The organism is Pseudomonas sp. PDM18 (assembly GCF_014852585.1).
Classification (GTDB): domain Bacteria; phylum Pseudomonadota; class Gammaproteobacteria; order Pseudomonadales; family Pseudomonadaceae; genus Pseudomonas.
Genome location: NZ_JACVBX010000010.1, coordinates 105924 through 126704 on the forward strand (window position 1 = coordinate 105924; position 20781 = coordinate 126704).

The following is a 20781-nucleotide window of genomic DNA, read 5'->3' on the forward strand; positions in this document are numbered from 1 at the left end:
CCACTTCGAGTTTCTGCCGGCCGCGGCCGGCACCGAACATCCACGATGGGGACAAGAGTTATGGGTAAGAATGTCGTAGTCCTGGGCACCCAGTGGGGTGATGAGGGCAAAGGCAAGATCGTCGACCTGCTGACCGACCAGGCTGCTGCCGTGGTGCGTTACCAGGGCGGCCACAACGCTGGTCATACCCTGGTGGTCGCTGGCGAGAAGACCGTACTGCACCTGATCCCGTCGGGCATCCTGCGCGAAGGCGTGCAGTGCCTGATCGGCAACGGCGTTGTACTGGCGCCCGACGCGCTGATGCGCGAAATCGCCAAGCTGGAAGAGAAGGGCGTACCGGTGCGCGAGCGCCTGCGCATCAGCCCGTCCTGCCCGCTGATCCTGTCCTTCCACGTAGCCCTCGACCAGGCTCGCGAGAAGGCCCGTGGCGACGCGAAGATCGGCACCACCGGTCGCGGCATCGGCCCGGCTTACGAAGACAAAGTGGCCCGTCGCGGCCTGCGCGTGGGCGACCTGTTCCACCGCGAGCGCTTCGCCGCCAAGCTCGGGGAGGTTCTGGACTACCACAACTTCGTCCTGCAGCACTATTACAAGGAGCCGGCTGTCGACTTCCAGAAGACCCTGGATGAGTGCATGGCCTACGCCGAAGAGCTGCGCCCGCTGATGACCGACGTGACCTCGGCCCTGCACGACCTGCGTCGCGCCGACGAGAACATCATGTTCGAAGGCGCCCAGGGCTCGCTGCTGGACATCGACCACGGCACCTACCCGTTCGTCACCAGCTCCAATACCACCGCTGGCGGCACCGCTACCGGTTCGGGCTTCGGTCCGCTGTACCTGGACTACATCCTGGGTATCACCAAGGCCTACACCACCCGCGTCGGTTCCGGTCCGTTCCCGACCGAGCTGTTCGATGAGGTCGGCGCGCGCCTGGCCAAGGTCGGTCACGAGTTCGGCGCCACCACCGGGCGTGCCCGTCGTTGTGGCTGGTTCGACGCCGTCATCCTGCGTCGCGCCATCGAGATCAACAGCCTGTCGGGCCTGTGCCTGACCAAGCTGGACGTCCTCGACGGCCTGGAAACCGTGCGTATCTGCACTGGCTACAAGAACGCCGCCGGCGAACTACTGACCGACGCGCCGACCGACGCCGACAGCTACATTGGTCTGCAGCCGATCTACGAAGACCTGCCGGGCTGGAGTGAATCCACCGTCGGCGTACAGAGCCTGGAAGGCCTGCCGGCCAATGCGCGTGCTTACATCAAGCGCATCGAGGAGCTGGTCGGTGCGCCCATCGACATCATCTCCACCGGCCCGGACCGTGCCGAGACCATCGTCCTGCGCCATCCGTTCGGCTGATACACCGCTGCACACTGCAACGGGCCGCTCATGCGGCCCGTTGTCGTTTCTGGGGGTTGGTTTTTGCTTAGCGGCACGCGCTTTGCTGGAGAAACGGATTGGTGCTTTTCGCGCCAGACATCCGTTATATCCGGAGGAAGCCCGCCGTGTCCGCCGTCCTGTCTTTATTGCGCAGTCGCTTACTGCGCCCCGCTTTCATCGCCCTTGGAGTCGCACTGCTGGTGCAGCTGGCGATTGCCCTCTGGCTTACCCGTAACACCGTCGATGGTCTGGTCAGCGACCTCGGGGCGCACCTGGGTAACGAATCGCAACGCCTCGCCGGCGAACTGGAGCAGGCCGGCAAGGAAGTCACTTCCGGCCTGAATGACCTGTCAGCGCGCACCCGTGAGCGCCTGGGCTCAGCGCTCTCGGCGCGCCTGGAGGAAGAGCAGGGACAGTTGCGCGAGGGGCTGGAGCAGAGCCTGCGCCAGTCCGCCACCGAATTGGCGCAGTTGCTGGCGGCTGTTGCGCCCAAGGCCATGTGGGACAACGACGTCCCGCTGCTCTCCGACTACGCCCGGCGCGCCCAGGCCAATCCGAACGTGCTCTTCGTGGTCTACGACGATCCACAGGGGCAGCACCTGACCCGCTACCTCAATCGCGAGGATCCGCGGGTCCAGGCGCTGCTGGAGAAGGGCAAGGGCGAGCGCGCCCTGGACAAGGTGCTGGAGGCGGCAAGTCATGACGGTTCGGTGTTCCTCGTCGAGGCGCCGATCAGTCCTAATGGCGTGGTGATCGGCACGGTGCGCCTGGGCGTTTCCACCGATGCCATCGAGAAGCAGATCGCCTCGCTGGATCAGCGTTTCTCGGCGCTGGTCGCCAGTGGTGACCAGTTGGTGGGCGATAGCCTTTCCGGTGCGGCGGCCGACAGCTCCAAGGCGCTGACGGCGCGCCTGCAATCCGCGAAGCAGGCAGCGGTGGGCATGAGTCAGGGCACGAAGGCGTCCATCGAAGAGGCGGCGGGAACGTTGCGCTGGCGCATCGGCATGGGGCTGCTGCTGGTGGGGCTTGGTGTATTGCTCTGCCTGGCTGTCGTGCTCGGTCGGCGTGTGGTGAATCGCCTGCGCCTGCTGATCGATGCGCTGAATGACCTGGCGGCCGGGGAGGGTGACCTGACCCGGCGCGTGCGCCTGGATAGCCGTGATGAGCTGGGTGAAATGGCGACCGCGGTTAACCGCTTCGTCGATAAGCTCCAGCCCATCGTGCGCGAGGCGGGGCAGGTTGCGCAGCAGACCGGCAGCGAAATTGCCGCGCTGGCCAGTCGCAGCGCGAGTGCCGAAGCGGCAGCGGATCGGCAGCGTAACGAAGTGGCCGGCAGCCTGGAGGCGCTCTCCGGGATGGCGGCGGAAGCCGAGATGGAAAGCCGCTCCATGCAGGCGGCGCTGGCGCGGGTTGGAGAGATTCGCAAGGCGGCGCAGGCCAATGCGGCTATTGCGCGCAAGGTTGGCGGGCTGATCGAAACCCTGGAGTCCCGCGTACAGAACGGCGCTGGCGTGATTGAGCGTCTGGCGCGGCAGAGCGAGCAGATTGAAGTGGTGCTCTCGGTGATCCATGGGATTGCCGAGCAGACCAACCTGCTTGCGCTGAACGCGGCCATTGAGGCGGCGCGTGCGGGTGAGAGCGGGCGCGGGTTCGCCGTGGTGGCGGACGAGGTGCGCGCGCTGGCCAGCAAGACCCAACAATCCACTGGCGATATCCAGTCACACATTGGTGCGCTGCAGGAAGGTGCGCGAGAGGCGGTGTCCGCAATCGGGCACGCTCGCGAGCAGGCGGTGCAGGGTTTGGCAGCTTTGCAGGATAGTGAGCGGCTGCAGCGCGAAGTGCAGAGCGCAGTGGAGGAAGTGCACGGCGCCATCGAGGCGGCGACTCATTCGGCGCAACAGCAGGCCGCAGGCGCTGCGGCGGTGCGTGGGCGAGTCGAGGTGATCCATGCCGAGGCGAGTCGCGCGGCGGAAGCGGTGAGTGCGACCGCCAGCAGTGGGCGAGTGCTCGATGGATTGGCTGATCAGCTGCGCGCCAGTCTGGGGCAGTTTAAGGCTTGAGGTTGGTAGACCTCGCCGGGCGTTCGCGCCTGGCGAGGTAAAAGACGGAAAGCCGAAAACAAAAAAGCCGAGCTATGCTCGGCTTTTTTGTTTGAAGATGGTGCCCAGGAGAAGACTCGAACTTCCACGGTGTTGCCACCGCTAGGACCTGAACCTAGTGCGTCTACCAATTCCGCCACCTGGGCATGCTTTTCAGCATGGGGTGCGATGATCGCTCATCGTCTTGCGGTGATGCAACCCTTGGGTGCATCTGACGGTCTATTGTTCGGTTATCAGGGTTCCGAACCCGCCTGATAAAGCCTGTCAGGAACTGACTTTATCCTTGAATAAGTGGTGCCCAGGAGAAGACTCGAACTTCCACGGTGTTGCCACCGCTAGGACCTGAACCTAGTGCGTCTACCAATTCCGCCACCTGGGCACTGGAGTCGATGATTACTCATCGTTTCCGTGTTACAACATCTGTCTGACGCTGTGGGCGCGAACTATACGGAGAGCGTTTTCGCTTGTAAACCCCTGATGCGATAAAAAATTTATTCTTGCCCGAAGCTGACCGACGGGCGGATTTCGCGCTTCAATAAGCAGATGGCGAACCATACCCCTATATATAAGGTGACCGCACTTTAATGGCCGATTGGCAAAACCTCGATCCCGAGGCCGCCCGCGAGGCGGAAAAATACGACAACCCCATCCCCAGCCGTGAACTCATCCTGGCGCACCTCGCCGAGCGCGGCGCACCCGCGACGCGGCCCCAGTTGCTGGAAGAGCTCGGCCTCTCCGGCGAAGAGCAGGAAGAAGCACTGCGTCGCCGACTGCGCGCCATGGAGCGCGACGGCCAGCTTATCTATACCCGCCGTGGCGCCTATGCGCCGGTGGACAAGCTCGACCTGATCCTCGGCCGCATCGCCGGCCACCGCGACGGCTTCGGCTTCTTGATCCCTGATGACGGCAGCGACGACCTCTTCCTCAGCCCGACGCAGATGCGCCTGGTGTTCGACGGCGACCGCGCCCTCGCGCGCGTCTCCGGCTTCGACCGCCGTGGTCGCCGCGAAGGCGCGATAGTCGAAGTGGTCGAGCGCGCCCACGAGACCATCGTGGGTCGCTACTTCGACGAGAGCGGCATCGGCACGGTCGTCGCCGACAACCCGAAGATCCAGCAGGAAATCCTGATCCCGCCGGGCAAGGCCGGCAAGGCCAAGCACAACCAGTTCGTCCAGGTGCGCATCGACGTCTGGCCGAGCGTGCATCGTCAGGCCCAGGGCGAAGTGGTGGAAGTGCTCGGCGACTACATGGCGCCGGGCATGGAAATCGAAGTCGCGCTGCGCAGCTACGACATTCCCCACACCTGGCCCGAGGCCGTGGAGAAGGAAGCCGCCAAGCTCAAGCCCGAAGTGCTGGAGAAGGACAAGGAAAAACGCGTCGACCTCCGCGCCCTGCCGTTCGTCACCATCGACGGCGAGGACGCCCGCGACTTCGACGACGCGGTTTATGCCGAGAAGCGCAAAGGTGGCGGCTGGAAGCTGTTCGTCGCCATCGCCGACGTCTCTCATTATGTGAAGGTCGGTTCTGCCCTGGATGAAGAGGCGGCCAAGCGCGGCAACTCGGTGTACTTCCCCGAGCGCGTGATCCCGATGCTGCCGGAGATTCTCTCCAACGGCCTGTGCTCCCTGAATCCGTTGGTCGATCGCCTGGCCATGGTCTGCGAGATGAATCTCTCCAAGGCCGGCAAGATGACCGACTACCAGTTCTACGAGGCGGTCATCCATTCCCATGCGCGCCTGACCTACACCAAGGTCAGCCAATACCTCGAAACCCCGGACAGTCCGGAAGGCCAGCGCCTGAAGGAACAGCTGCCGGCGGTGGTACCGCACCTCAATACCCTTTATGACCTGTACAAGGTCCTCGTCGGCGCGCGACACGTGCGTGGAGCGATCGATTTCGAGACCCAGGAAACCCGCATCGTCTTCGGCGCGGACCGCAAGATCTCGGAGATCCGCCCGACCCAGCGCAACGACGCACACAAGCTGATCGAGGAATGCATGCTGGCGGCCAACGTCGCCACCGCCAAGTTCCTCGAGAAGCACGCCATTCCGGCGCTGTACCGCGTCCACGATGGCCCGCCGCAGGAGAAACTGAACAACCTGCGCCAGTTCCTCGGTGAGCTGGGCCTGACGCTCTATCGCGGCAAGGGCGATCCGACCCCGGCGGACTACCAGAAGCTTCTGGAGTCGATCCAGGGCCGCCCGGACCTGCAACTGATCCAGACCGTGATGCTGCGCTCCCTGAGCCAGGCGGTGTACAGCCCCGAGAATGCTGGCCACTTTGGCCTGAACTACGAGGCCTATACCCACTTCACATCGCCGATCCGCCGCTACCCGGACCTGCTGACCCACCGCGCCATCCGTAGCCTGATCCGCTCCAAGGCAGCCTCCGAGCACGTGCAGCGCGTCGGCGCCGCCAGCATGCCGAAAGCGCGCATCTATCCGTACGATGAGGCCCGTCTGGCTCAGCTGGGCGAGCAGTGTTCGATGACCGAGCGCCGCGCCGACGAGGCGACCCGCGACGTCACCAACTGGCTGAAGTGCGAGTTCATGCGCGAGCGCGTGGGCGAGACCTTCCCCGGCGTGATCACCGCGGTGACCGGCTTTGGCATTTTCGTCGAGCTGACTGACATCTATGTGGAGGGCCTGGTGCACGTCACCGCGCTGCCTGGCGACTATTACCACTTCGATGCCGTGCATCATCGCCTGAGCGGCGAGCGCACCGGCCGCAGCTTCCGTCTCGGCGACACCGTGGAAGTCGTGGTGGCACGCGTCGACCTGGACGAACGCAAGATCGACTTCGAGCTCTCCGACAACGTGCTCAGCGCGCCCATTGGTCGCAAGAAGCGTGGCGAGAAGGCTGAGCCGGTCGCCAAGGGCAAGGCTGCCAAGGGCAGGGCGCCCAAGGCGGTAGCGGCGAAAGATAAGCCTGCCCGGGCTCCTCGTTTGGTTGCGGACGATCCGTATCTCGCTCCGGACGTTGCCGTGCAGCCGCGCAAGCGCAAGGTCGGCGTGGTCCAGGCGCTGCCGTCGGTAGCCCCTGAAATGCTCGCCAAGGCCGACGAAATGCTCGGCAATACCGATGTGCGCAAGAGCCGCGAAGTGAAGAAGGCGCTGCTCGAAGAGGCCAAGGTCGGCGGGAACAAGCCGGCAGCCGGTAAAGGCAAGGGCGCTCCCGCGGCGGGCAAGCCGCGCAATCCTTCGAAACAGAAAGCCCGGTCCGCCAAACCGTCCAAGCACCGCAAGGGCTCTGCTGCGCCCAAGGCAGGTGCTACTGGCGGTGCGCCGGCCAGCAAGCGTAAGGCGAAGAAATGAGTCAGTGGGAACAGGTCTACGGGGTCCATGCCGTAGAAGCGCTGCTGCGCCATCACCCTAAGCGGGTCAAGCAGCTGTGGCTGGCCGAAGGCCGTCAGGATCCACGCATCCAGGCGCTGGTCGAGCTGGCCGGTCAGGCGCGCGTGCCGGTGGGCACGCGCGACCGCAAGGAACTGGATGAGTGGGCCGAGGGCGTGCACCAGGGCGTGGTCGCCGAGGTCAGTCCGAGCCAGGTGTGGGGCGAGAACATGCTGGAGGAGCTGCTGGAGCGCTCCCCCGGTCCGGCGCTGCTGCTGGTGCTGGACGGTGTGACCGACCCGCACAACCTCGGCGCCTGCCTGCGCACCGCCGACGCGGCGGGCGCGCTGGCGGTCATCGTGCCGAAGGATAAGTCCGCCACCCTCAACGCCACCGTACGTAAGGTTGCCTGCGGCGCTGCCGAAGTCATCCCGCTGGTGGCGGTGACCAACCTCGCACGCACCCTGGAGAAACTCCAGCAGCGCGGCCTGTGGATCGTCGGCACCGCCGGCGAGGCGACCCAGATGCTCTATGAGCTCGACCTCACCGGGCCGACCGTGCTGGTGATGGGCGCCGAGGGTAAGGGCATGCGCCGCTTGACCCGCGATCACTGCGACTACCTGGCCAAGCTGCCGATGCAGGGCAGCGTCAGCAGCCTGAACGTCTCGGTGGCCACCGGTGTGTGCCTGTTCGAGATCGTCCGCCAGCGCCAGCTCAAGGTCGGAGCCTGACGTCCCTTCGTGAGGCGGGTCGTTCCGCCTCGCGCTGTTCAAACTTTCACCAGTTTTCCTTGCGCCCCCCGGCGCGCTTCTCTAGAATGTCGGCCCTTGTCGTCCGGGCAGGCGTTCGCGCGTGCTTCCGAGTGGCAAGGAAAAAATCATTCACTCCTTGTCTGACCGCTTTGTCGGCAGGCTGCAATCCGTAAGGAGCATTTATGCGTCATTACGAAATCGTGTTCCTGGTTCACCCGGACCAGAGCGAACAAGTCGGTGGCATGGTCGAGCGTTACACCAAGGCCATCGAAGAAGACGGCGGCAAAGTCCACCGTCTGGAAGACTGGGGCCGTCGTCAGCTGGCTTACGCCATCAACAACGTGCACAAGGCTCACTACGTTCTGATGAACGTCGAGTGCACCGCCAAGGCCCTGGCAGAAATGGAAGACAACTTCCGTTACAACGACGCCGTGATCCGTAACATGGTCATCCGTCGCGACGAAGCCGTTACCGGCCAGTCCGAAATGCTGAAGGCCGAAGAGAGCCGCAACGAGCGCCGCGAGCGCCGTGAGCGTCCCGAATCGAACGAGGGCGAGTCCGCTGACGGCGATGATAGCCGCGACAGCGCTGACGAGTAATCCCGGACCAGTATTGAGGAGCCACACACATGGCACGTTTCTTCCGTCGTCGTAAGTTCTGCCGTTTCACCGCTGAAGGCGTGAAAGAGATCGATTACAAGGATCTCAACACCCTGAAGGCCTACGTTTCCGAAACCGGCAAGATCGTTCCGAGCCGTATCACCGGCACCAAGGCCAAGTACCAGCGTCAGCTGGCGACCGCAATCAAGCGCGCCCGCTACCTGGCCCTGCTTCCCTACACCGACAGCCACGGCCGTTGATCGGGCAGTCGACTGGAATTGATGGATAGATCGCATGCGCGCATTGGCTGAATTTGTCATGCGAGGCCGCATGCAGGCGACCCTGGTGGTCGTCGCAGCCGCGGTACTGCAGCCTTTGTTCTGGCTCGGTGCCGCAGCAGGCAGTCTGGTGCTGTTGCGCCGTGGTCCGCATGATGCCTTTGGCATCCTGGCCTGGGCGTTGCTTCCGGCACTGGCCTGGTGGTACCTGGGTGACCCCAGCGTGAGTTTGGTTCTGGTGGGTAGTGCCGTGCTGGCGCAGGTTCTGCGCAGCAAGGTGTCCTGGAACCAGGTGATGCTGGCGAGCGTTGTGCTCGGTGCGGTGTTCGTGCTGCTGCTCAGCACGGTGTCGGCCGGGTTGGTCGCAGGTCTGGCCGATGCATTCGGCAAGGCCCTGCCGCAGGTTCTGGCCGAAGCGAAGCTTTCGTCCGAACAGATGGCCGCCCTGCAGGCGGAGATGGTTCCGACCATCACCGGCCTGATGGCAGCCTCGCTGCAGACGATCAGCCTGTTGTGCCTGATGCTGGCGCGTTATTGGCAAGCGGTACTGTTCAACCCGGAAGGGTTTGGCCGCGAGTTCCGTGCACTGCGCCTGTCGCCGGGCACGGCTTTGGCGCTGCTGGTCGGCGTTGTGGCACTGCCCTTCGCAGGACCCGCGGCCACCATGCTGGCGCCGCTGTGCATGATCCCGCTGCTGTTTGCCGGGATCGCACTGGGGCACGGCCTGGCCGCGCTGAAGAGGCTTCCGGGCTTCTGGCTGGCACCGCTGTACCTGCTGGTATTCGTACTGGGCAATGTGATCTGTCTTGTCGCCGTAGTCGACAGTCTGTTTGATTTTCGCGGTCGCCTGGCCAAGCGCCAGAAAGCTGCGAACGGTGAAGGTTAAAAGTTAAGAGGTAAGACTCAAATGGAAGTCATCCTGCTGGAAAAGATCGCCAAACTGGGCAACCTGGGCGACAAGCTGAACGTAAAGGGCGGTTACGCTCGTAACTACCTGCTGCCGCAGGGCAAAGCCACCGCTGCCACCGCTGCCAACGTCGCTGCTTTCGAAGAGCGCCGTGCAGAGCTGGAAAAAGCCGCTGCTGAGAAAAAAGCCGCTGCTGAAGCTCGTGCTGCCCAGCTGGCCGAACTGATCGTGACCATCGGCGCCCACGCTGGCGACGAAGGCAAGCTGTTCGGTTCGATCGGCACCCGTGACATCGCCGACGCCGTTTCGGCTGCCGGCTACCCGCTGGAAAAGAGCGAAGTTCGCCTGCCCGACGGCGCCCTGCGCGCTGTAGGCGAATACAACATCGAAGTGCAACTGCACATGGATGTTGATGCAACCCTGCACGTGGTTGTAGTCGCCGAGTAAGCGATCCGTCGCTAGGACGATTCACACGGCTTGCCTGGGTGAATCAGTCCTATAACAATGGGCACGGTACCGATCCTCGGTCCGTGCCCTTTGTTTTTTCCGCCGTTTAATTCTCTCCTACGAAGAGCCGACACGAAGAGCCCATGAACGACATCACCATCCCCGAGCAATACGACCTGCAGACCGCTTCCCTCAAGGTGCCGCCGCACTCGATCGAAGCCGAACAGGCAGTGCTGGGCGGCCTGATGCTCGATAACAACGCATGGGAACGAGTCTCTGATGCCGTGTCCGACGGCGACTTCTACCGCCATGACCATCGCCTGATCTTCCGCGCCGTCTACAAGCTCGCCGAAGCCAACCAGCCGATCGACGTGGTGACCCTCTCCGAACAGCTCGAGCGCGAAGGGCAGTTGTCCCAGGTGGGTGGCCTTGCGTACCTCGCGGAGTTGGCGAAGAACACGCCCTCGGTGGCGAACATCAAGGCCTACGCGGGAATCATCCGCGAGCGCGCCACGCTGCGGCAGCTGATCGGTATCAGCAGCGATATTGCCGACAGCGCCTTCAACCCGGAAGGGCGCAGCGCCAACGAAGTGCTCGACGAAGCCGAGCGCAAGATCTTCGAAATCGCCGAAGCGCGTCCCAAGACCGGCGGACCGGTGGGCATCGGCGACATCCTGGTCAAGACCATCGACCGCATCGACCACCTGTTCAACACCTCGGACGCGCTGACCGGTATCACCACCGGCTTCACCGACCTCGACGAGAAGACCAGCGGTCTGCAGCCCTCCGACCTGATCATCGTCGCCGGCCGTCCGTCCATGGGTAAGACCACCTTCGCCATGAACCTGGTGGAGAACGCCCTGATGCGCAGTGACAAGGCGATCCTGGTGTATTCCCTGGAGATGCCCTCCGACTCCATCGTGATGCGTATGCTCGCCTCGCTTGGCCGCATCGACCAGACCAAGGTGCGTACCGGCAAGCTGGACGACGAAGATTGGCCGCGCCTGACCTCGGCGGTGAACCTGCTCAGCGACCGCAAGCTGTTCATCGATGACACCGCCGGCATCTCGCCCTCGGAAATGCGCGCGCGTACCCGCCGCCTGGCCCGCGAGCACGGTGAGATCGGCATGATCATGGTCGACTACCTGCAGCTCATGCAGATCCCCGGTTCTGCCGGCGACAACCGGACCAACGAGATCTCCGAGATTTCCCGCTCGCTCAAGGCGTTGGCGAAGGAATTCAATTGCCCGGTGGTGGCGCTCTCGCAGCTCAACCGCTCGCTGGAACAGCGGCCCAACAAGCGTCCGGTGAACTCCGACCTGCGTGAATCCGGAGCGATCGAGCAGGACGCCGACGTGATCATGTTCGTCTACCGCGACGAGGTGTATCACCCCGAGACCGAGTTCAAGGGCGTCGCCGAGATCATCCTCGGCAAGCAGCGTAACGGCCCCATCGGCACGGTGCGGGTGGCCTTCCTCGGCCGCTACAGCCGCTTCGAGAACCTCGCGCCCGGCATGTACAACTTCGAAGACGAGTAACGATGCCGCATTCCGCGTGACCGACGGGCGCCTTAAGATAGGCGCCCGTTTTCATTGCAGAGGCCGCCATGCGCCCGCTCGTCGCTCACGTCGATCTAGCCGCCATTCGCCACAACTACGCCGTCGCCAAGCGCTGCGCGCCGGGGCGTGAAGCCTTCGCGGTGGTCAAGGCGAACGCCTACGGGCATGGCGCGCGGGAAGTGGTGAGTAGCCTGTACGACGAGGCGGACGGCTTCGCCGTGGCCTGCCTGGAGGAAGCCGCCGAGGTGCGCGCGCTGCACGCCGGTGCGCGCATCCTGCTGCTGGAGGGCTGCTTCGAGCCGGCGGAATACCTGATTGCTGCCCAGCTGCGCCTGGACGTTGCGGTGCAAGGGCCCGAGCAGGCCCAGGCGCTGCTCGCCGCGCAGCTGCCCAGCGCGCTCAATGTGTGGATGAAACTGGATACGGGTATGCACCGCCTGGGTTTCTCGCCAGATGCGCTGCGCGACTGGCATCCGCGCCTGCGCCAGGCACCGCAGGTGGCCGAGCTGAACCTGATGAGCCACTTCGCCAACGCCGACCTGCGCGGCGACGAGCTTACCGAAGACCAGGTAGCCTGCTTCCTCAGTGTGCTGGACCTGGATTTCGACCAGCGTTCGCTGGCCAACTCCGCCGCTGTGCTGACCATTCCCGCCGCGCACATGGACTGGGTTCGCCCCGGCATCATGCTCTACGGCGCGACGCCGTTCGCCGACATCGGTGCCGCCGAGCTTGGCCTGCGTCCGGCCATGAGCCTGGAGGCTCAACTGATCGCCGTGCGCGAGGTGGCGGTCGGGGAGAGTGTGGGCTACGGCGCAACCTGGGTGGCCGAGCGGCCTTCGCGCATCGGTACCGTGAGCTGCGGGTATGCCGATGGCTATCCGCGCCACGCGCCGAGCGGTACGCCGGTGCTGGTGGATGGTCAGCGCGCGCCGTTGGCTGGGCGCGTGTCAATGGACATGCTGGCGGTGGACCTGACTGACCTGCCCAGGGCAGCCGTGGGCGACCGCGTCGAGCTGTGGGGTACCAACCTGCCGGTAGACGAGGTGGCAGCCCACGCCGGTACCATCGGTTACGAGTTGCTGACCAAGGTCACCGCCCGCGTGCCGCGCCGCTACCGTAGCTGATCAGGCGCGGTCTTCGCTTTCCAGCCATTGATTTTCCAGCCATTCTTTTTCCGGCCAGAGTTCGCTGGTCTCGCCGGCGGCTTCGCTAGCCATGGCATAGGCCGCCCGGCCATTGCCCTTCACTTCGTAGAGCGCTTGGTCGGCGGCCTTGTACAGCTTGCTGAACTGCATTGCGTGGCTGGGGTAGATGGCCACGCCGATGCTCGGTGTGACGCGCAGTTCCAGGCTCTCGAACTTCACCGGGCGCGACAGCTCGTTGAGGATGCGGCAGGCGATCTCCTTGGCGTGCCCCTCAGCATCGGGTCCCGAAATCAGCGCTGCGAATTCATCGCCACCCAGTCGCGCAACGCAGTCGCTCCCACGCACGCACTGACGCAGGCGATTGCCGACGTTCTGCAACATGAAATCCCCGGCGTCGTGACCGTAGCTGTCGTTGATCGGCTTGAAGTGGTCGAGGTCGATCAGCATCAGCGCCAGGGTTTCGCCGTTTTGCTGGGCATTGGTCAGGGCTTGCTCGGCGTGCTCCACAAGATAGCGACGGTTCGGCAGGCCGGTCAGTGGGTCGTAATGTGCTGCGTGCTGCAGCTGCACTTCGCGCTCGCGCAGAAGCTGGTTGCTCTGGGTGAGTTCGGCAGTGCGCTCGGCCACGGCGGTCGCCAGATCCTGCTGGGCGCTCTGCATCAGCGTCAGGCGTGCGCTTTTCTCCCGGTCGGCCTGCTCCAGCGCCTGGGCCCGCTCGCGCTTGAGGCCCTGGATTCGCGAGGTGAGGGCGAAGGAGAACAGCACCGACTCCATGGCCACGGCGATGGGGAAGATGTACGACGTCAGGGGAGATGGCTGCACCAGACCCGTGGCACGCAGCACCGAGATGCTCACGCTGGTCAGCACCAGGCCAAATCCGAGCAGGTAGAGGAAGGCCGGGAACGAGCCCTGGCGCCAGCGCACCAGGGCGCCACCCAGGGCCGCCGGGACGCCGATCAGGGTGATTGCCACCAGCATCCAGCTGGCTACGCCACGCAGGTGCAGGGCGCCGAGAACAATGGTCAGCACATACAGCGCGCAGTTCAGGTTCAGCAGCCAGTGGGACCAGCGCACGTGGCGGCGGGTCTGCAGCAAGGTGATGGTGAAGCGATGCACGCACAGGCCCCAGAGCGAGGGCAGTGTGATGCGGTCCAGCCACCAGGGCACCGGATGGTCCGGCCAGAAGTACTCGAAGCCGTGGCCGCTCATCCCCAGGCTGAACAGCAACGCGCTGGCGGTGGTCAGCACGTACCAGAAGTACGCCGGGTCACGCAGGGTCAGCAGGATGAACAGGTTGTACAGCAGCAACGCGGCGATCAGACCATAGATGAAGCCGAGGAACAGGCTGGTATCGGCGCGATGATCCTGCAGGTCGTCCAGCGACCAGATGCGCAGCGGGAAGGAGTTGCCGGCCGGATCGTAGACGCGGGCGTACAGGCGAACCGGTCCGGTGCCCTCGGGCAGGTGGAAGACCGGGCGGCGGTAGTCGCGGTCGCGGCCCTGGGCGAAAGGCACTGCCTCGCCTGAACGCGCTTCCCGGTAGGCGCCTGATTCGCCGGGTATGTACAGGCGAAGGTCCTGCAGGTTGACCGCGTCAACTTCCAGCCACCAGCCGCCCTGCGGGGTAGTGCGGCGGTCGAGGTCCAGGCGCAACCACCAGCCGTCGGAGCTCTGGCCGACACTGGTGCGGCCGTTGGCCGGGACGAAGTCATGGCTGGCTTGCACGGCCTCCAGCGACAGCGGACCGTCACGCTCCTGCAGCAGTTCGAGGTGATCGTTGAGCCAGGCGCCGCTGGCCTTGTCGTCCAGTTCGAAGGCTAGCGCCGTGTGGCAGAACAGCAGGGCAAGCAACAGCACGAAGGCACGACGCACGACACGGCTCCCTGGCCTGGTCGGGATGGCCAGGCGTACTGCTAATAGTGGCTGAAGTATAGCCAGATGATGGCATTGGCAATCTACCGCGCGCCGGTTAAATCGCCAGCTAAATCTGAGCTTGCTGGTCGGATTTGTACAATTTTTGTGCTATATTCCGCGCCCGCGTTTTTCCGCGATACCCACATAGAGATACCCGGTGCCCGTGATGCAAGCCGCCAAGCCGTTGTTCGACTATCCCAAGTTCTGGGCCGAGTGTTTCGGCCCGGCGCCGTTCCTGCCCATGAGCAAGGAAGAGATGGATCAGCTGGGTTGGGACTCCTGCGACATCATCATCGTCACCGGGGATGCCTACGTTGACCATCCGTCGTTCGGCATGGCCATCATCGGCCGCCTGTTGGAGGCCCAGGGCTTCCGCGTGGGCATCATTGCCCAGCCGGACTGGCGCTCGAAGGACGACTTCATGAAGCTCGGCCAGCCGAACCTGTTCTTCGGTGTGGCGGCGGGCAACATGGACTCGATGATCAACCGCTACACCGCGGACAAGAAAATCCGCAGTGATGACGCCTATACGCCGGGCGGCCTGGCCGGCAAGCGCCCGGATCGCGCCAGCCTGGTCTACAGCCAGCGCTGCAAGGAAGCCTACAGCCAGACTCCGGTGATCCTCGGCGGCATCGAGGCTTCGCTGCGCCGCATCGCCCACTACGACTACTGGCAGGACAAGGTGCGCCGCTCCATCCTGATGGACGCCACCGCCGACATCCTGCTGTACGGCAACGCCGAACGCGCCGTGGTGGAGATCGCCCAGCGCCTGGCCGCTGGCGAGCAGGTCGAGCAGATCACCGACGTACGCGGCACTGCCTTCGTGCGCCGCGACACCCCCGAAGGCTGGTTCGAGGTGGACTCCACCCGCATCGACCGTCCGGGCAAGGTCGACAAGATCATCAACCCGTACGTGAACACCCAGGACACCGCCGCCTGCGCCATCGAGCAGGAGAAGGGCGAGCAGGAAGACCCGAACGAAGCCAAGGTCGTGCAGCTGCTGGCGCACCCGCGCCTGGAGCGCGATCGTACGGTGATCCGCCTGCCGTCGTTCGAAAAGGTGCGCAGCGACGCGGTGCTCTACGCCCACGCCAACCGCGTGCTGCACCTGGAGACCAACCCAGGCAACGCCCGCGCCCTGGTGCAGAAGCACGGCGAAGTGGACGTGTGGTTCAACCCGCCGCCCATCCCGATGAGCACCGAGGAAATGGACTACGTGTTCGGCATGCCCTATGCGCGCGTGCCGCACCCGTTGTATGGCAAGGAGAAGATCCCGGCCTACGAGATGATCCGTTTCTCGGTGAACATCATGCGGGGCTGCTTCGGTGGCTGCACCTTCTGCTCGATCACCGAGCACGAGGGGCGGATCATCCAGAACCGCTCCCACGAGTCGATCCTCGCCGAGATCGAGGAGATGCGTAAGGTGCCAGGCTTCACCGGCGTGGTTTCCGACCTCGGCGGCCCGACCGCCAACATGTACCGCATCGCCTGCAAGGACCCGGAGATCGAGCGTCACTGCCGCAAGCCGTCCTGCGTTTGGCCGGGCATCTGCGAGAACCTCAATACCGACCACTCCTCGCTCATCGAGTTGTACCGCAAGGCCCGCGCCCTGCCGGGCGTGAAGAAGATCCTGATCGCCTCCGGCCTGCGCTACGACCTCGCCGTGGAGTCGCCCGAGTACGTCAAGGAACTGGTGACGCACCACGTCGGCGGCTACCTGAAGATCGCCCCGGAGCACACCGAGGAAGGCCCGCTGTCGAAGATGATGAAGCCGGGGATCGGCACCTACGACACCTTCAAACGCATGTTCGAGAAGTTCTCCAAGGAGGCGGGCAAGGAGCAGTACCTGATCCCGTACTTCATCGCGGCGCACCCTGGCACCACCGACGAGGACATGATGAACCTCGCCTTGTGGCTCAAGCGCAACGGCTTCCGCGCGGACCAGGTGCAGGCGTTCTATCCCTCGCCGATGGCCAGCGCCACCGCCATGTACCACTCGGGCAAGAACCCGCTGCGCAAGGTCACCTACAAGAGCGACGGCGTGACCATCGTCAAAAGCGACCAGCAGCGTCGCCTGCACAAGGCCTTCCTGCGCTACCACGACCCGAAGGGCTGGCCGATGCTGCGCGAAGCGTTGGAACGCATGGGGCGCGCGGACCTGATCGGCAACGGCAAGCACCACCTGATCCCGACCTACCAGCCGCAGACCGACGAGTACCAGAGCGCGCGCCGCAAGAACTCCACCCCGGCCGGCAGCAAGAAGGCTGGCCAGCCGCTGCTGACCCAGCACACCGGCCTGCCCCCGCGCGCCAGCAATGGCTCCAAGCCGTGGAACAAGACCGAGGAAGGCAAGGCCACCGGCTACGCCAAGGGCAAGAAACGCACCACCAAGCGGCAGCCGAATATCCCGCGCTGATCCGTCTGCCCGTGCTGTGAAAAAGGCGTGCCCGCTATGCGGTCACGCCTTTTTGCTGGAAGAAGCTCACGTAAGCCTTGTCCACCTTGAGAATGTGGTGGATCAGCCAGGCCTTGAGCAGCTCCAGCGCCTCGACCGAGACCACCTCGCCATCCTCGTGACGGTACAGCAGGTCGATGATCTGCCGGTTGAAGCGGTCGTGCTCGGCGCGGTGCGCTTCCTCCTCCGGGTAGCCCAGGCGCTGGAACAGCACCTCCTCGACGATGAAGTGGTTCATCGTGTACTCCACCAGTTGCTCCAGCAACTCGCCGATGGGCTGGCCCTCGCCATCCGCGCCGTTGAGGCTGTCGTACAGCGCATTGGTGAGGTCGACCAGCCAGCGGTGCTGTTCATCGATCCGCTCGATTCCGATCACGAACTCGTCGTTCCAGGGCATGAAGCTCATCCGTGCACTCCTTGGGGTGGAAGCGCAGATCATCCCGATCCGCCATCGCGAAGCAGTGACGCCAATCAATCAAAGTGCGAAGTGTCTGAAGGGCTGGCGTGGCGCGGGATGTAGGAGTATTCTCCGACTTAGTTGGTACGATAGTTCCATATCATAAGAACAAGACTGGAGCCCGCCATGCGTCTCGCCACTCTCTCCCTTCTCGCATTCTCCGTTGCGCTGGCCGCCTGCGGCGAAGGCGACAAGCCCACCGCCGCCGTCAGCAGCGATTTCCAGAAGGACCTGCAGGCCCGCCTGATCAAGGCCAAGGCCGGCGATGTCATCGACATTCCCGCCGGCACCTACCACCTGGACCGCAGCCTCAGCCTGAAAGTGGACGGCGTGACCATCCGCGGGGCCGGGATGGACAAGACAATCCTCAACTTCAAGAACCAGAAGGCCGGCGCCGAAGGCCTCTTCGTCGACGCCTCCGACTTCACCGTGGAAAACCTCGCCATCGAGGACACCAAGGGCGACGGCGTGAAGGTCATCGGTGGCAAGAACATCGTCATCCGCAACATCCGCACCGAGTGGACCAACGGCGCCTCCACCGAGAACGGTGGCTACGGCATCTACCCGGTGCAGACTGAGAACACCCTGCTCGAAGGCAACGTCGCCATCGGCGCCTCCGACTCGGGCATCTACGTCGGCCAGTCGCGCAACGTGGTGGTGCGCAACAACCGCGCCGAGCGCAACGTCGCCGGCATCGAGATCGAGAACACCATCGGCGCCGACGTCTACAACAACGTCGCCACCGACAACACCGGCGGCATCCTCGTCTTCAACATGCCCAACCTGCAGCAGCCGGGGCGCGGTACCCGCGTCTTCGACAACGACGTGCAGGGCAACAACCACGAAAACTTCGGCCACAAGGGCACCCCGGTAGCCAGCGTGCCGGCGGGCTCGGGAGTGGTGGTGAACTCCAACGACGACGTGGAGATCTTCAACAACAAGATCGGCAACCACAAAACCGCCAACGTCATCATCAGCAGCTACTTCAGCACCAACTATTCGGAGAAGGCCACGCAGCCGAACTTCGACCCCTATCCCGAGGGCATCTTCATCCACGGCAACACCTTCGGCCCCGGTGGCGACAGCCCCGACCACCTGGAGCTGAAAGCGCTCAAGGTCGCTAAGTTCGGCCTCACCGGGCGCCTGCCGGACATCCTCTGGGACGGCTACTTCAACGAGAAGAAACTGGTCGACGGCAAACTGCCCGAAGCCCTGGCCATCTGCATCGACAACGGCAGCGCCGGCATCGTCAACGTCGACGGCCCCAACGGCTACAAGAACATCAGCACCGACATGACCTCGCACCAGTGCAAACTCCAGCCGCTGCCGAAGATCGAACAGGCCGGCCTGGGCGACAAGGGCAACAAGGCATGATGAAACCTGCTTCGTTCCTGTTGTCGCTCGCCCTGGCCACCTTGGTGGCCGGGTGCGGGCAGGAGAGCAAGCCGCGTTATCAGCCCGAAGGCGACGACTACCCGGAAAAGCTCAGCGGCTGGGGCATGCTGCACCTGGCGGGCGGCCACCTGACGCCGGCCGCCGAGGTGCTGCCCTATGACCTGAACACCTCGCTGTTCACCGACTACGCGCACAAGCTGCGCACCGTGTGGATGCCCGAAGGACAATCGGCGCAGTACGCCGAGGACCGCTTCGACTACCCCGTCGGCACCGTCCTGACCAAGACCTTCTATTACCCGAAGGACGCCCAGGGCAACCTGCTGCAGAACAGCCAGGACGACCGTGATCCGAAGGCCGGGCTCGACATGGCCAAGGTTCATCTGGTGGAAACCCGCGTGCTGGTGCGGCAGAAGGATGGCTGGGCGGCACTGCCCTACGTGTGGAATGCCGAGCAGAGCGAAGCGACCCTGGAGGTCGCGGGCGACAGCCCGGCGCTGGAGCTGACCGCCGAAGACGGCAGGAAGACCGCCTTCACCTATATGGTGCCGGACGCCAATCAGTGCTCCGAATGCCACGCCGAGCAGAAGGGCGGCGGCATCGCCCCACTGGGCCCCAAGGCGCGGCATCTGAACAAGGACTTCGCCTATGCCGAAGGCAGCGACAACCAGCTGCAGCACTGGCAGGCGCGCGGCTTCCTCAAGGGCCTGCCGGCGCTGGTGCAGGTGCAGCAGAACGCTTTGTGGGGGCACCCGCGCCCTGGCGAAGACCTGGAGAAACAGGCCCGCAGCTACCTCGACGCCAACTGCTCGCACTGCCACAACCCCAAGGGCGCGGCGCGCACTTCCGGCCTCTACCTCGACCCGCACACGCCGGTCTCCATCGCCTACGGCATCTGCAAGCCGCCGGTGGCAGCGGGCGGCGGCACGGGCGGGCGGCTGGAAGACATCCACCCCGGCAGCCCGGAGAAGTCCGTGCTCAGCTACCGCGTCGGCAGCGACAAGCCGGGCGACATGATGCCCGAGCTGGGGCGCGCCCTCGTGCACCGCGAAGGGCTGGAAATGCTCAACCGCTGGATCGCCTCGCTGCCCGGCGACTGCTAGTGCAATAGCGCCCGGAGCCCGCCAGGGCTCTGGGCTGCGCGCCGCGACGAGCAAACGGCTGGGGCCGTGCTAGCGTTCATCTGGTCCCTTTCTCTCGCAGGTGCGCTTCCATGGACGATACGAACATCATCAATGTGGGTACGGAGAAGTTCAACGCACTGTGGGCGACGGTTTCGCAGTACGCGCTCGCTTTCGGTGTGAAGATCCTCGTCGCCATTCTCTTCTGGGTTCTCGGCCGCTGGCTGATCAGCTTCGCCGTCGGCCTGGTGGAGAAGGCGCTGGCCCGGCAGAGCGTCGATCCGACGGTGCTGCGCTACGTCGGCTCCTTCATCACCGTCACCCTGAACATCCTCCTGGTCGTCGGCATCCTCGGCTACTTCGGCGTACAGACCACCAGCCTCGCCGCGCTGATCGCCGCGATCGGCCTGGCCATCGGCATGGCCTGGTCCGGCCTGTTGGCCAACCTCGCGGCCGGTGGCTTCATCATCGTGCTGCGGCCGTTCAAGGTCGGCGACTTCGTCTCCGCCGGCGGCGTGACCGGCACTGTCAAGGAGATCGGCCTGTTCGCCACCGCCATCAACACCCCGGACAACGTCCTGACCCTGGTGGGCAACAACAAGATCTTCGGCGACACCATCCAGAACTTCACTCACAACCCCTACCGCCGTGTGGAACTCAAGGCCCAGCTCTCCGGCGCTGCCGACTACGCCGCCGCCGTCGCGGTGCTCAAGCAGCGCATCGCGGCCATCCCCAACGTGCTGAGCGACCCGCCGGTGGATGTGGAAATCCTCGAGTTCAACCTCGTCGGCCCGGTGCTGGCGGTGCGCCCTTACTGCCACAACGACGCCTACTGGCAGGTCTACTTCGACACCAACCGCACCATCAAGGAAGCCCTGGGCACCGACTTCCCGGCACCGATGCCGGCACAGACGGTGATCGTCCAGCAGTCGGCGAACAGCTGACGG

Annotated in this window: 16 protein-coding genes, 2 tRNA genes and 1 pseudogene; 15 read left to right on the forward strand and 4 right to left on the reverse strand. The window is 64.4% G+C overall.

The features are described from left to right. The first annotated feature begins 60 nt into the window (after nt 1-60). The 3 genes and pseudogenes from IB274_RS20125 (at nt 61) to IB274_RS30170 (ending at nt 3437) form a co-directional block, all read left to right on the forward strand. Entirely contained in the window at nt 61-1356 is a 1296-nt protein-coding gene (locus tag IB274_RS20125; protein WP_192434101.1) for an adenylosuccinate synthase, read from the forward strand. Between the two features lie 221 nt (nt 1357-1577). After that, nucleotides 1578-2579: pseudogene (locus IB274_RS30165) on the forward strand (HAMP domain-containing protein); the annotation flags it as partial. Beyond that, nucleotides 2553-3437 (forward strand): methyl-accepting chemotaxis protein, encoded by an 885-nt coding sequence (locus tag IB274_RS30170; protein ID WP_412548442.1) that lies wholly within the window; start codon nt 2553-2555, stop codon nt 3435-3437. The pseudogene IB274_RS30165 and the gene IB274_RS30170, both read left to right, overlap by 27 nt. 98 nt (nt 3438-3535) lie before the next feature. Here the strand turns inward: IB274_RS30170 and IB274_RS20135 are convergent. Then, nucleotides 3536-3622: transfer RNA gene (locus IB274_RS20135), tRNA-Leu, on the reverse strand. A gap of 146 nt (nt 3623-3768) precedes the next feature. Continuing rightward, nucleotides 3769-3855, reverse strand: a tRNA-Leu gene (locus IB274_RS20140). 205 nt (nt 3856-4060) lie between these two features. On the opposite strand from IB274_RS20140, the gene rnr reads away from it, so the two are divergent. The 8 genes from rnr (at nt 4061) to alr (ending at nt 12474) form a co-directional block, all read left to right on the forward strand. Continuing rightward, nucleotides 4061-6790 carry a ribonuclease R gene (gene rnr, locus IB274_RS20145; RefSeq protein WP_192434105.1) on the forward strand — a complete coding sequence of 910 codons (2730 nt, stop codon included), beginning with the start codon at nt 4061-4063 and terminating at the stop codon, nt 6788-6790. Continuing rightward, on the forward strand, nt 6787-7539 hold the full coding sequence (gene rlmB / locus IB274_RS20150; protein WP_192434107.1) for a 23S rRNA (guanosine(2251)-2'-O)-methyltransferase RlmB: 753 nt from the start codon (nt 6787-6789) through the stop codon (nt 7537-7539). Before rnr ends, rlmB begins: the two co-directional genes overlap by 4 nt. 203 nt (nt 7540-7742) lie before the next feature. After that, entirely contained in the window at nt 7743-8159 is a 417-nt protein-coding gene (rpsF, locus tag IB274_RS20155) for a 30S ribosomal protein S6 (protein ID WP_017518275.1), read from the forward strand. A gap of 29 nt (nt 8160-8188) precedes the next feature. After that, complete coding sequence (gene rpsR, locus IB274_RS20160) at nt 8189-8419, forward strand: 30S ribosomal protein S18 (RefSeq protein WP_003095634.1); 231 nt, start codon at nt 8189-8191, stop codon at nt 8417-8419. Nucleotides 8420-8453: 34 nt separating this feature from the next. After that, entirely contained in the window at nt 8454-9323 is an 870-nt protein-coding gene (locus IB274_RS20165; RefSeq protein WP_192434109.1) for a hypothetical protein, read from the forward strand. 21 nt (nt 9324-9344) lie between these two features. Further along, the gene (gene rplI, locus IB274_RS20170) at nt 9345-9791 is read left to right on the forward strand and encodes a 50S ribosomal protein L9 (RefSeq protein WP_015479134.1); all 447 of its coding nucleotides are present in this window, start codon (nt 9345-9347) and stop codon (nt 9789-9791) included. Between the two features lie 143 nt (nt 9792-9934). After that, nucleotides 9935-11329 (forward strand): replicative DNA helicase, encoded by a 1395-nt coding sequence (dnaB, locus tag IB274_RS20175; protein WP_192434111.1) that lies wholly within the window; start codon nt 9935-9937, stop codon nt 11327-11329. Between the two features lie 68 nt (nt 11330-11397). Continuing rightward, nucleotides 11398-12474, forward strand: coding sequence for an alanine racemase (gene alr, locus IB274_RS20180; protein WP_192434113.1), 1077 nt, complete (start codon nt 11398-11400; stop codon nt 12472-12474). On the opposite strand, the gene IB274_RS20185 is transcribed toward alr, so the two are convergent. Continuing rightward, complete coding sequence (locus IB274_RS20185) at nt 12475-14367, reverse strand: diguanylate cyclase domain-containing protein (protein WP_192434123.1); 1893 nt, start codon at nt 14365-14367, stop codon at nt 12475-12477. Nucleotides 14368-14575: 208 nt separating this feature from the next. On the opposite strand from IB274_RS20185, the gene IB274_RS20190 reads away from it, so the two are divergent. Beyond that, on the forward strand, nt 14576-16825 hold the full coding sequence (locus tag IB274_RS20190) for a YgiQ family radical SAM protein (protein WP_192434125.1): 2250 nt from the start codon (nt 14576-14578) through the stop codon (nt 16823-16825). A gap of 34 nt (nt 16826-16859) precedes the next feature. Here the strand turns inward: IB274_RS20190 and IB274_RS20195 are convergent, their stop codons facing one another. Then, nucleotides 16860-17270 carry a bacteriohemerythrin gene (locus tag IB274_RS20195; RefSeq protein WP_192434127.1) on the reverse strand — a complete coding sequence of 137 codons (411 nt, stop codon included), beginning with the start codon at nt 17268-17270 and terminating at the stop codon, nt 16860-16862. A gap of 177 nt (nt 17271-17447) precedes the next feature. Between IB274_RS20195 and IB274_RS20200 the strand changes: the two genes are divergently transcribed. The 3 genes from IB274_RS20200 to IB274_RS20210 all read left to right on the forward strand — a co-directional run bounded on the left by IB274_RS20200 (nt 17448) and on the right by IB274_RS20210 (nt 20778). Further along, the gene (locus IB274_RS20200; RefSeq protein WP_192434129.1) at nt 17448-18695 is read left to right on the forward strand and encodes a parallel beta-helix domain-containing protein; all 1248 of its coding nucleotides are present in this window, start codon (nt 17448-17450) and stop codon (nt 18693-18695) included. Further along, nucleotides 18692-19816 (forward strand): SO2930 family diheme c-type cytochrome, encoded by a 1125-nt coding sequence (locus tag IB274_RS20205; RefSeq protein WP_412548438.1) that lies wholly within the window; start codon nt 18692-18694, stop codon nt 19814-19816. The genes IB274_RS20200 and IB274_RS20205 overlap by 4 nt, the downstream gene beginning before the upstream one ends. 110 nt (nt 19817-19926) lie before the next feature. Beyond that, the gene (locus tag IB274_RS20210) at nt 19927-20778 is read left to right on the forward strand and encodes a mechanosensitive ion channel family protein (RefSeq protein WP_192434131.1); all 852 of its coding nucleotides are present in this window, start codon (nt 19927-19929) and stop codon (nt 20776-20778) included. Nucleotides 20779-20781 lie beyond the last annotated feature (3 nt).

Bases quoted from the DNA above. Each gene is read 5' to 3' on its own strand.
- IB274_RS20125 (WP_192434101.1), top strand. From the start codon at position 61: ATGGGTAAGAATGTCGTAGTCCTGGGCACCCAGTGGGGTGATGAGGGC.
- IB274_RS30170 (WP_412548442.1), top strand. From the start codon at position 2,553: ATGGCGACCGCGGTTAACCGCTTCGTCGATAAGCTCCAGCCCATCGTG.
- rnr (WP_192434105.1), top strand. From the start codon at position 4,061: ATGGCCGATTGGCAAAACCTCGATCCCGAGGCCGCCCGCGAGGCGGAA.
- rlmB (WP_192434107.1), top strand. From the start codon at position 6,787: ATGAGTCAGTGGGAACAGGTCTACGGGGTCCATGCCGTAGAAGCGCTG.
- rpsF (WP_017518275.1), top strand. From the start codon at position 7,743: ATGCGTCATTACGAAATCGTGTTCCTGGTTCACCCGGACCAGAGCGAA.
- rpsR (WP_003095634.1), top strand. From the start codon at position 8,189: ATGGCACGTTTCTTCCGTCGTCGTAAGTTCTGCCGTTTCACCGCTGAA.
- IB274_RS20165 (WP_192434109.1), top strand. From the start codon at position 8,454: ATGCGCGCATTGGCTGAATTTGTCATGCGAGGCCGCATGCAGGCGACC.
- rplI (WP_015479134.1), top strand. From the start codon at position 9,345: ATGGAAGTCATCCTGCTGGAAAAGATCGCCAAACTGGGCAACCTGGGC.
- dnaB (WP_192434111.1), top strand. From the start codon at position 9,935: ATGAACGACATCACCATCCCCGAGCAATACGACCTGCAGACCGCTTCC.
- alr (WP_192434113.1), top strand. From the start codon at position 11,398: ATGCGCCCGCTCGTCGCTCACGTCGATCTAGCCGCCATTCGCCACAAC.
- IB274_RS20190 (WP_192434125.1), top strand. From the start codon at position 14,576: ATGCAAGCCGCCAAGCCGTTGTTCGACTATCCCAAGTTCTGGGCCGAG.
- IB274_RS20195 (WP_192434127.1), bottom strand. From the start codon at position 17,270: ATGAGCTTCATGCCCTGGAACGACGAGTTCGTGATCGGAATCGAGCGG.
- IB274_RS20200 (WP_192434129.1), top strand. From the start codon at position 17,448: ATGCGTCTCGCCACTCTCTCCCTTCTCGCATTCTCCGTTGCGCTGGCC.
- IB274_RS20205 (WP_412548438.1), top strand. From the start codon at position 18,692: ATGATGAAACCTGCTTCGTTCCTGTTGTCGCTCGCCCTGGCCACCTTG.
- IB274_RS20210 (WP_192434131.1), top strand. From the start codon at position 19,927: ATGGACGATACGAACATCATCAATGTGGGTACGGAGAAGTTCAACGCA.